The organism is Arthrobacter sp. AFG7.2 (assembly GCF_002892835.1).
Lineage (GTDB): Bacteria > Actinomycetota > Actinomycetes > Actinomycetales > Micrococcaceae > Arthrobacter.
The window spans coordinates 20395-33276 of sequence record NZ_PJMB01000004.1; the positions used below are offsets into that span (position 1 = coordinate 20395).

Annotated in this window: 13 protein-coding genes; 6 read left to right on the forward strand and 7 right to left on the reverse strand. The window is 65.8% G+C overall.

What is annotated here, in order from left to right:
- The first annotated feature begins 10 nt into the window (after positions 1–10).
- Positions 11–1561 (forward strand): alpha-N-arabinofuranosidase, encoded by a 1551-nt coding sequence (locus CXX84_RS08525; RefSeq protein ID WP_411266203.1) that lies wholly within the window; start codon positions 11–13, stop codon positions 1559–1561.
- A gap of 1 nt (position 1562) precedes the next feature.
- The gene (locus CXX84_RS08530; protein ID WP_102976290.1) at positions 1563–2606 is read left to right on the forward strand and encodes an arabinan endo-1,5-alpha-L-arabinosidase; all 1044 of its coding nucleotides are present in this window, start codon (positions 1563–1565) and stop codon (positions 2604–2606) included.
- Here CXX84_RS08530 and CXX84_RS08535 read toward each other — a convergent pair.
- The 3 genes from CXX84_RS08535 to CXX84_RS08545 all read right to left on the reverse strand — a co-directional run bounded on the left by CXX84_RS08535 (position 2587) and on the right by CXX84_RS08545 (position 5431).
- A complete protein-coding gene (locus tag CXX84_RS08535; RefSeq protein WP_102976291.1) occupies positions 2587–3633 on the reverse strand; it encodes a LacI family DNA-binding transcriptional regulator in 1047 nt (348 codons plus the stop codon). The genes CXX84_RS08530 and CXX84_RS08535 overlap by 20 nt on opposite strands.
- A gap of 134 nt (positions 3634–3767) precedes the next feature.
- On the reverse strand, positions 3768–4919 hold the full coding sequence (gene rsgA / locus CXX84_RS08540; protein ID WP_102976292.1) for a ribosome small subunit-dependent GTPase A: 1152 nt from the start codon (positions 4917–4919) through the stop codon (positions 3768–3770).
- A 275-nt stretch (positions 4920–5194) separates the two neighbouring features.
- On the reverse strand, positions 5195–5431 hold the full coding sequence (locus CXX84_RS08545) for a zinc-ribbon domain-containing protein (protein WP_102976293.1): 237 nt from the start codon (positions 5429–5431) through the stop codon (positions 5195–5197).
- A gap of 145 nt (positions 5432–5576) precedes the next feature.
- On the opposite strand from CXX84_RS08545, the gene CXX84_RS08550 reads away from it, so the two are divergent.
- Both CXX84_RS08550 and mptB read left to right on the forward strand, forming a co-directional pair.
- Positions 5577–6728, forward strand: coding sequence for a sensor domain-containing diguanylate cyclase (locus CXX84_RS08550; protein ID WP_102976294.1), 1152 nt, complete (start codon positions 5577–5579; stop codon positions 6726–6728).
- A gap of 173 nt (positions 6729–6901) precedes the next feature.
- Positions 6902–8521: a polyprenol phosphomannose-dependent alpha 1,6 mannosyltransferase MptB gene (mptB, locus tag CXX84_RS08555; RefSeq protein WP_102976295.1), complete on the forward strand. Its 1620-nt coding sequence runs from the start codon at positions 6902–6904 to the stop codon at positions 8519–8521.
- On the opposite strand, the gene CXX84_RS08560 is transcribed toward mptB, so the two are convergent.
- Positions 8522–9745, reverse strand: coding sequence for a glycosyltransferase 87 family protein (locus CXX84_RS08560; RefSeq protein WP_189337541.1), 1224 nt, complete (start codon positions 9743–9745; stop codon positions 8522–8524). It lies immediately after the preceding gene.
- 61 nt (positions 9746–9806) lie between these two features.
- Positions 9807–11171 carry a glycosyltransferase family 87 protein gene (locus CXX84_RS08565; protein ID WP_411266204.1) on the reverse strand — a complete coding sequence of 455 codons (1365 nt, stop codon included), beginning with the start codon at positions 11169–11171 and terminating at the stop codon, positions 9807–9809.
- A gap of 296 nt (positions 11172–11467) precedes the next feature.
- On the opposite strand from CXX84_RS08565, the gene CXX84_RS08570 reads away from it, so the two are divergent.
- Positions 11468–11677, forward strand: a complete 210-nt coding sequence (locus CXX84_RS08570; protein ID WP_102976297.1) for a hypothetical protein — start codon at positions 11468–11470, stop codon at positions 11675–11677.
- Positions 11678–11726: 49 nt separating this feature from the next.
- On the opposite strand, the gene CXX84_RS08575 is transcribed toward CXX84_RS08570, so the two are convergent.
- Positions 11727–11993, reverse strand: coding sequence for a DUF3072 domain-containing protein (locus tag CXX84_RS08575; RefSeq protein ID WP_102976298.1), 267 nt, complete (start codon positions 11991–11993; stop codon positions 11727–11729).
- A gap of 188 nt (positions 11994–12181) precedes the next feature.
- On the opposite strand from CXX84_RS08575, the gene CXX84_RS08580 reads away from it, so the two are divergent.
- A complete protein-coding gene (locus CXX84_RS08580; RefSeq protein ID WP_102976299.1) occupies positions 12182–12472 on the forward strand; it encodes a hypothetical protein in 291 nt (96 codons plus the stop codon).
- On the opposite strand, the gene CXX84_RS08585 is transcribed toward CXX84_RS08580, so the two are convergent.
- Complete coding sequence (locus tag CXX84_RS08585) at positions 12469–12867, reverse strand: VOC family protein (RefSeq protein WP_102976300.1); 399 nt, start codon at positions 12865–12867, stop codon at positions 12469–12471. The genes CXX84_RS08580 and CXX84_RS08585 overlap by 4 nt on opposite strands.
- Between the last annotated feature and the right edge of the window lie 15 nt (positions 12868–12882).

Here is a 12882-nt window from a genome sequence, read left to right on the forward strand (position 1 = left end):
GGAATGAACCGTGACCATCACCTCCGCCGCTACTGAACAGGCCGACCTGGCTGTCGTGGCACCCACCGTCATCACCATCGACAGGGCAGCCGTTGTGGCACCCGTCAACCGCCGCATTTTCGGCTCTTTCGTGGAGCACCTGGGCCGTTGCGTCTACGACGGCATCTACGAACCGGACCATCCCACGGCCAACGAGGACGGCTTCCGGCTGGACGTCATCGAACTGGTGAAGGAGCTGGGCTCAAGCACCATCCGCTACCCCGGCGGCAACTTCGTCTCGGGCTACCGCTGGGAGGACGGCGTCGGCCCCCGGGACCAGCGCCCCGTCCGCCGCGACCTCGCCTGGCACTCGCTCGAATCCAACCAGGTGGGCCTGGACGAGTTCGCCCGCTGGTGCAAGCTCACCGGCTCCGAACTGATGATGGCCGTGAACCTGGGCACCCGGGGCATCGAGGCAGCCCTGGACCTGCTGGAATACACCAACCACCCCTCCGGCACCGCACTGAGCGAACAGCGCATCGCCAACGGAACTCCGGACCCGTACAACATCCGTATGTGGTGCCTGGGCAACGAAATGGACGGCCCCTGGCAGATCGGGCACATGTCCGCCGAGGACTACGGCAAGCTCGCCGCGCGCACCGCGTCGGCCATGAAGACGGCGGACAAGAACCTGGAGCTGGTGGTCTGCGGCTCCTCCGGGTCCGCCATGCCCACGTTCGGCGAGTGGGAGCGCGTGGTGCTGGAGCACAGCTACAACTACGTGGACTACATTTCCTGCCACGCCTACTACCAGGAGCGCAACGGCGACCTTGGTTCCTACCTCGCATCCTCCCTGGACATGCAGTACTTCATCGAGACCGTGGTGGCCACCGCTGACCACGTCAAGCACAAGCTCAAGAGCAAAAAGACCATCCAGCTCTCCTTCGACGAATGGAACATCTGGTACCTGGACGAGCACCAGGCCTCCGATGAGGTCAACGAGGAATGGACCCACGCGCCGCGCCAGTTGGAGGACACCTACTCCGTGGCCGACGCCGTGGTCTTCGGCAACCTGCTCATGACGCTCCTGAAGAACCACGACCGGGTTGCCGCCGCTTCGCTTGCCCAGCTGGTGAACGTGATCGCGCCCATCATGACCGAACCGGGCGGTGACACCTGGCGCCAGACCACGTTCTTCCCGTTCTCCGTCACGTCACGCCTGGCAAAGGGCGAGGTCCTTAAGCCGCGGATCGAAGCAGGCACCTACACGACGGCGGTCTATGGCGAGGCCCCACTGGTGGACTCGGTGGCAACCACCGATGCGGCCACCGGGGAATCCGCTCTCTTCCTCGTGAACCGCAGCCAGACCGAAGCGATCGACATCACCATCAACGTCTCCGAACTCAACGCGAAGGTGATCACCGAAGCCGTCACCCTCCACGATGAGGACGTCTACGCCAAAAACACCTTCCAGGACCAGGACCGGGTGGGCATGAAGCAGCTCAGCGGCGCCGTCCTGGACGAGGGCACGCTCACGGTGACGCTGCCGCCCGTATCCTGGTCCGCCGTCGCGCTCGGCTGACATGGCCCGGCCAAACAGGCCCGCTGCCGGCCGCACTCCTGTCCGGCCGGCAGCGGCGCAGGTGGCAGCGGTGCTGGCCGCCGTCGTCGTACTTGTCCTCACCGGCTGCGGGTCAGCAGTACCGGCGGCTGGGACAAAGACTGCCCAGCTCACGGGCGACTTCTTCACCCACGATCCCGCACTGGTCAAGGGGGAGGACGGCGAGCCCTGGTTCATCTACTCCACCGGGAACGGGCAGGTGGCGGACGGCAACATCCAGGTGCGGCGCTCCACGGACGGTGTGGACTGGGAGTACGCCGGGGAAGTCTGGCAGGAAAAGCCCGGCTGGCTGAACGACGCGGTGCCGGGAGTGGACAACCTGTGGGCACCCGAGCTGTACGAACACGGGGGCACCTGGTACCTCTACTACTCCGCCTCGACGTTCGGCAAGAACCGCTCCGCCATCGCCCTGGCAACCAACACCACGCTGGACCCCGCAGACCCCGCATACAAATGGGTGGACCAGGGCCAGGTCATCTCCTCAGAGGGTGAACGGTTCAACGCGATCGATCCCGGCATCGCGGAAGACGAAAACGGCACTCCGTGGATGTCCTTCGGCTCCTTCTGGACCGGCCTGCAGCTGGTGGAGCTCGAATGGCCCACCGGCCTGCGCGCAGACGGTTCGGAACCGCTGACCATCGCGGACCGGAAGGCGCCGCCCAATGCGATCGAGGCGCCGTACGTCCTGCCGCACGACGGAAAGTACTACCTGTTCTTCTCCCGCGATTTCTGCTGCCAGGGGCTGGAGAGCACGTACAACATCGCCGTGGGGAGGGCCGACAGCATCACCGGTCCCTACTTTGACGCGGAGGGCAAGGAACTGCTCGACGGCGGCGGCACCCCTCTGCTGTCCTCAGACGGCGGACGGGTGGGACCGGGCGGACAGTCCGTTTCCGGGAACATCCTCGCCTTCCACTACTACGCGGAAGAACTCGACGGCGCCTTCCGGCTGGGGCTCGCCGGGCTGGAATGGAAGGACGGCTGGCCTACTGCCCGGTGGGACTAGGGTGGCTGCCCGCCGCCGCGCTGCCCACCGTTGATTCCCGCGGAACCACCCTGAACGCCGTCTCGACTTCCCGGGGCGGCGTTCCGGCCGGTTCCTTGATGCGTTCGAGCAGCATCCGGATGGCGGTCTCGGCGATCTCGCTGCGGCCGGGATCCACGGTGCTCAGGGTTGGAAGGGTGTACCGGGTTTCATCCAGGTCATCGAAGCCGATGACGGCGACGTCGCCCGGGACGCGGAAGCCGGCCTCCTGCAGGACGCGCACGGCGCCCTGAGCCAGGGTGTCATTGAGGCCGAAGACGGCGTCGAAAGAGGCGCCACGGTCAAGCAGGTCGTGCATCGCGGCTGCACCGTTGGACCGGTGCCAGTCCACAACGTAGGCAACAATGCCGTCGTCGTACGGAATGCCCCGTCCTTCCAGCGCCTCCTTGTAGCCGCGCAGGCGGAGCCCGGCGGAACCGATAACTTCACCTTCGTGGGCACCGACGACGGCGATGCGCTTCCTGCCGAGGTCCAGCAGGTGTTCGGTGGCCGCGCGGGCTGCCGGTACGTTCTGCATGGTGACATGGTCGGAGGTGCTGCCGAAGATGCGCTCGCCGAGGAGGACGATCGGCACATCGGCCTTAATCAGGTCCGCGTCCTCCTGGCCGAGGGCCAGCGGGCTGAAGATCAGGCCGTCGGACATTTTGAGGCGGGGACTCGCCATCACCTCAAGCTCACGTTTCCGGTCAGCGCCGGTCTGCTCGATCAGCACCACCAGCCCATGCTTGGCGGCGGCTTCGATCACCGCATCCGCCAGTTCGGCGAAGTACGGCAGGCTCAGCTGCGGCAGCGCCAGGGTGACGGCGCCGGTGTGCCCGGAGCGGAGGCTGCGGGCCGTCAGGTTGGGCCGGTAGTCCAGCTCCGCGATGGCCTTTTCCACCTTGGCGCGTGTGGTGTCCCGCACGTGGGGGTGGTTGTTGATCACGTTGGACACGGTCTTGAAGGACACCCCTGCCACGCGGGCCACGTCGTGAAGAGTTGCCGCCACCCCTGTCCCCCTTGATCGAAGCGCAGCCCGCAGGCCAGTACGCCCAGTTTACAACGTTGAATCGACTCAACCGGTTCCGTGCCTGCTCCCTGGCCTGCTGACGGGACGCACTGAATGCAGGGCATCCCGCCCTCTTACCGCCGCTTGCGCCCCGGCCGCTCCTTCCGTTCAGCCGCGTCGCGCTCCGCCGACCGCTGCGACTTTCCGGCGGCCACCACCTTCTGGTGCCACACCCGGTGGTAGGCACGCTGGGCCGCGGCGTCGCTCCGGCGTGCCAGGGCAGCCAGTTCGCGCTGCAGCTTCAGGTAGTTGTGCCAGCGCCGTTCCTCCAGGGCACCACGGGCAAGGGCCTCCTGTACGGCGCAGCCCGGTTCGCTCTGGTGGGCACAGTCTGAGAACCTGCACTGGCCGGCCAGTACTTCCACGTCGCCGAACATCTCACCAAGGCCGTCCCCGGCGTCGAACAACCCGAAGCCCCGGACCCCGGGTGTGTCCATCAGGACGCTCCCGTTGGACAGCGGCACCAGTTCCCGGGACGTGGTGGTGTGCTTGCCCTTGAAGTCGCCGGACCGCACCTGCCCCGTGTCCTGGACCTCCTGCCCCACCATGGCGTTGATGAGCGTGGATTTGCCCGCGCCGGAGGGACCCAGCAGGACGATGGTGCCGCCGGGAGGGATCTGCTGCAGCAGGTGGTCGACGCCGTCACCGCTTTCCGCGGATGTAGTGACCACCTCCACGCCCGCGGCCTGCAGAGCCACCTTCCCGACGACGTCGTCCGCCACCTCGGCGAGGTCGGCTTTCGTGATGATTACCAAGGGAGTGGCGCCGGAGTCCCATGCCGCCACGAGCGTGCGCTCGAGCCGGTTGTGCGTGAGGGGCCGGTCCACCGGCACCACCACGCCCACGACATCCATGTTTGCGGCCAGGACCTGCGCCGCGGAGGAATCCTCGAAAGCCCGCTTGCGACTGAGCTCCGACCGGCGCGGCAGGACACCAAGGATCTGGCGTTCACCGGCGCGGTTGGGCCCGATCCATACCCAGTCCCCGGTAACCGCAGCCTCACCGGTCAGCGGGTAGGGAAGGTGCAGGAGGTCGGTGCCGGCCGCCACCAGGACCAGGTTGCGGTCCACCCGCACCACCCGGCCGCGTTCGGAAGCTTCCGGCACGGGGTGGGCATCGAAATGCTGCGCCACGGCGGGAGAATAGCCGTAGGGGAGCGGGCCGTCGGCGGCTGGGATGTTGTTGGTTGTGTTGCTTTCCAGGGCGTCGCCTGAAGGATTATTCACTGTAGTTACCTCGGGGAAGTCCCCGATGCACCACAAAGGCCGGATCCGGCCAGGCTGTTGAGGGCCTGGCGGGTTGAGTCAGGCGGGGCGGGTGCGGTCGGGGGAAATGGCCTGGTTGATGGGTGCGGGGCGCGCCGGGCGCGCGGCAACTGCAGTCATCAAAACCACCTCCCTTCCCTCAGATGTCCACTCCTCTGCCAGGCGGCAGCAGGGGGACCGGGTCCCACTCTAGCCCCGGCCGCCGCCGGGAACCAGAGCCCGGCGAAAGAAAAAGCTCAGCGCTGCAGTTCCAGCGCCCGCTTTTGCCGTGCCGTAATGGAAGAGACGTACCCGCAGTTGGTGCACGTGATGTGGTATTTCCGGGACGTGGTGAACACCGGGATGAAGAACAGCGTGAACTTGGTGGCGCGCTCTTCCAGATGGTGATGGACAAAGGAGCGGCAGTACTGGCAGGTGGCCGGCTTGCCGGGCAAGGCCTTCAACACCGTCTTGAAACCAAAGAGAAGGAACATGGTCTAGCCTCCCGGGGTAGTCCTGCTGGCTGTCCTGAACAACCTTAGGCGCTGGCCTAACCGATAGTGCCATCCTGACAGGCTCCCGGAGCGGTGCAATACTGAGGGTTCGCGCGTTTTTCGGTATCAGGGGGATTTCGGAAACATGGTTCTGGACACCACAACCCTTCGGATCGCCTTCGGTCTGATGGCCCTGGTGCTGGTGTTTCTCTTCTATTTCTCCGCCTACCGGGTGACGCGCTCGCCGTACAGCGGCTGGTGGTGCCTGGCGCTGCTGTTTTTCCTCTCGGGTTCAGCGTCCTTCCTGCTGGACGGCACACAGCACCAGGTGTGGGCCAACCCGCTGGGAAACGTGCTGCTGGTGCACGGTGGTGTAGCCGTGTGGGCCGGCGCCCGCTCCCTGCGGACCGTGCCACCGCCAACCTGGGCTTTCACAGGCATTCCCCTGACCACCCTGGTTGCCTCGGTCCTGGACAACCCGGCCACCAACACCTGGTCCGGGGGGCCTGTGTTCCTCGGTGCCATGAGCCTCACCATCGGGCTGGCGTCCCGTGAACTCTGGCGCCTGGAACCCGGATATTCCCGGGTCCGGATCCCCATGGCCGCCGCTGCCGGCGGCCTCTCCGTGTATTACCTGCTCCGCTGGGGTGCCTTCATGCTGGAAGGCCCGGGTGGGCAGATTTTCGAGAGCGTCTTCGGCTCTGCCGTCACCACCCTGGTGACCATGGTCTTGCTGGTGGTGGTTTCCTTCAGCATGGCTGCGCTCAGCAGCGAACAGCAGACCAGGGCCCTCCGGGTGGTGGCTTCCCGCGACGACCTCACCGGGCTCCTCAACCGCAAGGCCTTCCTTGACCTGGCTGCGGAGCAGCTGGCGGACCTCTCCATCACCAGGGGCTCCGGCGCGCTTGTCCTGGCAGACCTGGACCACTTCAAGTCCATCAACGACACGTACGGACACGCTGCCGGGGACGTCGCCCTGCAAACCTTCGCGGACGCCTGTACGGCAACTTTGCGCTCCACGGACCTGGTAGGGCGCTACGGCGGGGAGGAGTTTGTCCTCCTGATCCCCGGTGCCAGCGCTGAACGCGCGGAAATCATTGCTGAGGCCATCAGCCAGCGCCTGGCCCAGGCGGCCACGGCGGAGGGAATGGAGATGCCCACGGTCAGTTACGGGATCTCCACCTACGCCGGGCCCGCAGCGGATGTGGAGCGCCTCATCGCCTCGGCTGACGCCGCCCTGTACATGGCCAAGTCCCTTGGCCGGAACCGGACGGCCCGCAGCGACCGGATGCTGTAGCCGGGCCCGGACCGGCCTCGCTCCGGACTCCGGCGCCCGTTGCCAAACTGTGGCTTCCAGGCGGGCCGTAACCCAAGGGCAGCGGGAAACCCTGCTGATAAAATGGCGGGGTTGCAGGGCGGCCTTATTGCTGGTCCAACCAGCGCCGTAACCAAGTAAGGGACCAGACACTCATGACGGCAGGCGGGTCACACCTCGGGACTTCAGAGGCCCTGCCGGGCGCGCCCGCCAAAACCCCGGGCCTGGCTACCGGCCGTGCCTACCTTGCCATCATTGAAGGTTTCATCGGCTCCCTCATGATGTTCGTCGGGTCCATCGGGACGGGGTGGATCGCCAACGGCTCTCCAATGATCCGCCAGCCCGTGGTCATTGCCCTCCGGACCGAAGGCTGGGGAGTCACGGTTTCCACCGTGCTCCTCACCGTGGGCGCCATGGTGCTGATCCGCTCCTGGCTCCGGCTGGGCCAACGGCTGGCGGAGTGGGGCCGGACCTCGCTGCGGTCGGTGGTGATCGCGGTGTCCGCCTGGTCACTGCCCCTGCTCTTCTGCGTGCCCGTATTTTCCCGCGACGTGTACGCCTACACCGGCCAGGGCAGGCTGGTGATGGAGGGCCAGAACCCCTATGAGGTGGGGATCTCCAGCCTCAGCAACTGGTTCTCGCTTGGTGCGGACCCCGCCTGGGCGGAAAACCGGACACCCTATGGTCCCTACTTTCTGTGGCTGGCCCGCGGAATCGTGGGGCTGACAGGCGCCCAGCCCGACGTGTCCGTGCTGCTCTTCCGGCTGCTGGCCGGCGTGGGAGTCCTGCTCTGCGTCATCTACGTGCCCAAGCTGGCGGAGCTGCACGGCATCAATGGGGCCAGGGCGCTGTGGATCTCCGTGGCCAACCCGCTGTTCCTGATCAGCTTTATTGCCAGCGCCCACAACGACGCCCTCATGGTGGGGCTTGCCGTTGCCGGTGTCTATTTCGCGGCCACCCGCCGCTACGTGCTGGGAATCCTCCTGGTGACCGCCTCCATCGGCATCAAACCGATCACGGTGCTCCTGCTGCCGTTTATCGGCGTGATGTGGGCGGGCCCGGCCGCCTCCTGGCCGCGCAAGTTCCTGATCTGGGGTGCGACGGCGGGCATCAGCTTTGGCGTCCTGGCCCTCAGCGGCATTCCCTACAACCTCGGGATCGGCTGGACCTGGGCCATAATGGACCCCACCCCGGGCTACACGGGATACTCCCCGTCCGGCTTCCTGGGCCAGCAGGTGGAGTTCCTGGCCAACGTGCTGGGGCTCCCCGGCGGGACGTTTGCCACGCTGCTGCGGACGGGCATGAAATGGGCCGCCATCGGGCTGGTCCTGCTGCTGATGTTCCGCGGCGACTACTCACGGGCGGTGCGCCGGATGGCGCTGGCGTTCACCGCCGTCGTGATGCTTTCCCCGATCATCCAGCCCTGGTACATCCTCTGGTTCCTGCCGTTCCTGGCCGTCACCGGCATCCGGGATGACTGGCAGATCAGGTCGCTGTACGTGGGCGTGACGTTCTTTGTGGTGTTCGGCGCGCAGGATCAGCTCTCCGTGTGGTCCTTCGTGGAGCTGCCTATCGACGCTTCCTCGCTGGCGTTCATTACGGCCCTGGCGTTCACGTTCTACCTTCTATTCCTCGACGCGCATACACGGAAACTGCTGATCGAAGGCAAGCCTCTGGACCTGGCCAAACGGGGCTGGAAATGGCTGCTGGCAAAGCGTGACGCGCGGCGCACCAAGGCGGAACAGCCTGGCCGCGAGCAGCTGGGAAGCCGCTAGTTACGCCCCGGCAGGTATTGCGGCCGCGTGCTTCCGGCCCAGCTCTGCCGTCCGTTTTACCGACCACCACAGCAGCACCACCAGGAGCACGTTGCGGGTGGTGAGGATGGCGGCCATGACGGGATGGGCGTGGATGAGCGGGGTGTAGAACAGGGGATAGATCACGAACGTGGTGATGGCGATGCCCATGAGCAGCGCGGCCGGCACCTTCCACCGGTCCCAGTCGTGGGTTAGGCCGGCGATGATCACCGGGGCCAGCCAGATGATGAACTGCGGGGACCCCACCTTGTTGAAAACGATGAACGCTGTGACCATCATGAGCGAGCCCTCGAGGAACAACTCTTCTCGTTCGGCACCGCGGTTAAGCGCACGGACCAGCAGGACGGCGGCGACGACGGCGGCGAGGATGAGGAGCGGCTGCATCAGGAAGGCGGCCGTGTCCGCGCCGGGGCCGTAGACCTCCGTGGAGTTGATGGCTGTGTTGTCCGCCATCCTCGAGCCGGCGATGTTGAAGACGCTCAGCCAGACCCAGGGGGTGGAGAACGTGGCTTCCAGCTGCATGCCGCGCTCGCCCTGGTTCAGCAGGAAGTTCAGGATGTGGGGCAGGCCGCCGGACAGCCAGGTTCCCAGTGCGACAAATGCCGTCACGGCCACGCCGGAAAGGAGTACCTGGACCCGCTTCCGGCTGGCAATCACGATGGGTACCAACACGGCCGCCGGCCACACCTTGATCCAGGTGGCGATGCTGAGCAGGATGCCGGCCACCACCGGCCGCTGGGCAGCGTACAGGAGGGCGATCAGCACAATGGGGGCTGTGATGCCCTCTACGCGGGCGAAGCTGAGGTAGCCCATGAAGACCATGAAGAAGAGCCACCACCAGGCCGGCGCAATGCCGCCCACCTTCCGCGGCCCGCGGGTGAGGAAGGCGAGCCCGACGGCGTTGAGGGCCGTGATGACCAGGAACCAGACCAGCAGGTACAGGTCCGGCCCGGCGAGGTTGGCCAGGAAGATGGGGATCTGGGCCAGCACCGGGTAGACCCAGGGGCTGATCTTCCCGTCCAGGTCCGCGGGGTTGTACCCGTCTGTGGCCCACTGGCGGTACTGCTCGGTGTCGCTGAACGTGTCACCGTGCAGGAAGAAGGACGCCATCCAGCCCAGGTAGTAGAGGTGGACGACGGCGAAGCCCCACCACACGCTGGAAGGGCGGGCGAACCAGTCCACCACTCTGGCGGGAAGGACTTTGGTGCGGACGCTGACAAGGCGGTCGAAGAACCTCGTGGAAATCTTAGGACTCCTTGAGCGCTGGAGCGGCTGCTGGTGCTTTCCTGCCCAGCAGGTAGAGGCGCCGGACGCTCCAGAGGAACAGGACCACCAGGAGGACGTTGCGGAGGGTCAGCACCAGGGCCATCCACGGGTTGTTGTGGCTGAGGGCGTCGTAGAACAGGGGATAGATGAAGTAGGTGGCTATGGCGATGACGATCAGCATGGCGGCGGGGACACGCCATTCGCGCCAGCTGTGGGCCAGGCCGACGGCGACCGCCGGGGCGAGCCACACCATGAACTGCGGGGAACCCACTTTGTTGAAGACCACGAACGCGGTGGCCAGGCTCAGGGCGCCGGCGAGGAGCAGTTCGGTGCGGTCCACTCCGCCGCTGAGCCCGCCGTTCCGCTGGTTTCCGTTGTGCAGCGCCCAGAACGTCAGGCCGGCCACGAGCAGGGCCGCCAGGATCAGGAGGGGCTGCATCAGCACGGACATAACAGCCGTGCCCGGGCCGTCCACCTGCATGGAGTTGATATCCGTGTTCATGTACATCCGGGACTCGCCGATATTCAGGACGGACAGCCAAAGCCAGGGCGTGGTGAAGGTGGCCTCGAGCTGCATGCCCCGGTCACCCTGCTGGGTAAGGAAGTTCAGTAGCTTGGGAAGGCTGCCCACCGCAGCGGCCAGCGCAACCACCACCGCCGTCGTCGCAAGTCCTGCCAGTACCACCAGGACCCGGTTCCTGACGACGGCGAACAGGGCCAGCATGACGGCCGCCGGCCAGACCTTCACCCACGTGCCGATGGCCAGGAGCACGGAGGCCACAAACGGCCGGCCCACTCCGTAGGCGAGGGCCACGAGGACCAGCGGCGCGGTGAGGCCGTCCACGCGCGCGAAGCCGAGCCAGCCCATCAGGAAGGTGAAAACCAGCCACCACCAGCCGGCGGGAATGGCGTGACGGTCCCGGCCGCGGTTGGTGAGTTTCAGTAGGGCCCAGGCGTTGAGAACCGTGGTCATCAGGACCCACAGGAAGAAGAACGGTTCAGGACCGGCGACGCCGGCGATCGCCATGGGGATCAGCGCGAGGATTGGGTAGACCCAGGGGCTGGGGCCGCCGCTGAGGTTGGCTTCGTTGAACCCGGCCATGGCCCAGTTACGGTAGATAAAGGTGTCGCTGAAGGCCTCCCCGCGCAGTGAGAGCGAGGCGGCGAAGACAAGGAAGACCAGGTGCACCACGATGAATCCGCCCAGCAGCCCGCGGCCGGTGTTCAGCTTCTCCCGAGCGGCGGCAGGGAGAACGGTGTTGCGGATCCGGGTCAGTCTGCCGAAGAATGCGTCCGTAGAAATGGCGGGATCCTTATCGGGTGGGGCGCGGCCAAGGGTGCGCAAGAGCGCGTGGGCCGGGCCGCGGGGCGGGTGTTTGGGGCCTTGAATGCCACAAAAAACGGCTTCCAGCCCGGGTCAACTCTAATTCACGGCGCCTTGGGGCCTGTAATCCCGCCGTCCGGCATCTTGCGCCCGCGCACCTGACCTGCGGTTACTTGGCAGTAGATTTCTAAAGTTGCTGGTGGTCCTTTGCTAGGGCACCATGAACTGGGCATTAGAATGCCTTGGCGCCGGCAGCTTGGGGGAGCGGGCCGGTGCCGACCACTATTCCTGCACCACGAACCACTAAGGCTAGACCCATGACCGCTGACTTCCCCCTGACCCTGACCGTTTCCGACCGCGCGAGCATGGACAGCGAGCTTGACGCCGCTGTCACCGCAGCCAAAGCCCATGCGCTCGCCGGGAAGAGCCACGGCATTCTGGTCACGCGGCACGACGTGGACAAGTTCACGGTGGCCCTCAGCGATACGGTCCCCTTCGGCCTGACCCGCGAACAGCAGGCCTGGTAACCGCGTCCGCCCCGTTTTTGTAACCGGCGCCTGGCGGTCCCCTGCCGGCTTAGCTGTCCCCGCTGTTGCCGGATCCGTTCCCGGACACCCTTCCGCTGCGCTCCTGCAGCCGGTCGATGTGCTTTGAGGCCTCGGCCTTGCTCAGGTCAGCGGGAAGTTCTTCACCAGCTTCGCGCGCCAGCGTGTCGAGATAGCTTCGCTGCGCTGCCGTCATTGGCTCGTCGCCCGTGACCCAGTCTTCCGGATCCCGGTTAAGGCCCGTATCCGGCTCAGGTGTGGGGCTGCCGAGTGTTTCCTGGTCATTGTTGTTGTCCATGCAGAAATTCTAGGGTCAGGCGCTGACATTCTGCAGTGCAGCCCCGCCGTCGGAACCGGGAGCCGGATTTCATGACTGCGGCGGAGCAGCCCGAAGGGTTAGGCAACCGTGACCTTCGAGTAGTTCCCTCCAGGTGCATTGCCCACTACTGTCGACAGCACCAATCCGGGCACGACGGAAGAGGCACGATGAGCATCGACATCGAATTTGGTACAAGCCTCAACAATGGGGACGCGGCGCACCTAGCGGCCACGACGGAAGCAATCACCTCCGCGATGCAGAGGGTACGGGAACAGCATGCGGCGTACAGCTGGGTGTGGACGGACGAGATCCGCTGCCGGGGGTGCAACGCCAGCCTGGACATACCGCTGCTCGCCAGCACCAAGGTGAACGCCGACAAAGCTTTCCAGGAACATCAGGCGGTGCAGCTTGATGCCCTGCTGGCTGCTGATGGGGGCTCGGGTCCGTTGGTCCGTTAGGTGCTTGGGATGTGTGCGTCCCTGACCTCGGGGCGTGTTGATTCCTGGAGGACCCACCGGTTGCCGTCCGGGTCGGCGAAGTGGGCAAACAACACGCCTCCCACGTCCTGGATCTCACTCACGTCTGCACCCCGCCGCACGAGTTCTTCCCTCAAGGTGCCCAGGGCCGGCACCACGAGCTGGAGCCCTTCCAGGCTGCCCGGCGCCATGGCGGTCATGCCTGTGCCAATAACGATCGAGGCGGCAGAACCGGGCGGCGTCAGCTGGACCACCCTCATCCCGGGAATATGCTCCACGTCGTGGTCGAGGACGAAGCCCAGCTTTTCCGTATAAAAGGATTTTGCCCGGTCCACATTCGACACGGGTACCTGGACAACCTCAAGGCGCATCTCCATCCGCCCACAGTAGCC

Coding starts and splice junctions, on each gene's coding strand:
- CXX84_RS08530 (WP_102976290.1), top strand. CDS start 1,563: ATGGCCCGGCCAAACAGGCCCGCTGCCGGCCGCACTCCTGTCCGGCCG.
- CXX84_RS08545 (WP_102976293.1), bottom strand. CDS start 5,431: ATGTTCCTTCTCTTTGGTTTCAAGACGGTGTTGAAGGCCTTGCCCGGC.
- CXX84_RS08550 (WP_102976294.1), top strand. CDS start 5,577: ATGGTTCTGGACACCACAACCCTTCGGATCGCCTTCGGTCTGATGGCC.
- mptB (WP_102976295.1), top strand. CDS start 6,902: ATGACGGCAGGCGGGTCACACCTCGGGACTTCAGAGGCCCTGCCGGGC.
- CXX84_RS08570 (WP_102976297.1), top strand. CDS start 11,468: ATGACCGCTGACTTCCCCCTGACCCTGACCGTTTCCGACCGCGCGAGC.
- CXX84_RS08575 (WP_102976298.1), bottom strand. CDS start 11,993: ATGGACAACAACAATGACCAGGAAACACTCGGCAGCCCCACACCTGAG.
- CXX84_RS08580 (WP_102976299.1), top strand. CDS start 12,182: ATGAGCATCGACATCGAATTTGGTACAAGCCTCAACAATGGGGACGCG.
- CXX84_RS08585 (WP_102976300.1), bottom strand. CDS start 12,867: ATGGAGATGCGCCTTGAGGTTGTCCAGGTACCCGTGTCGAATGTGGAC.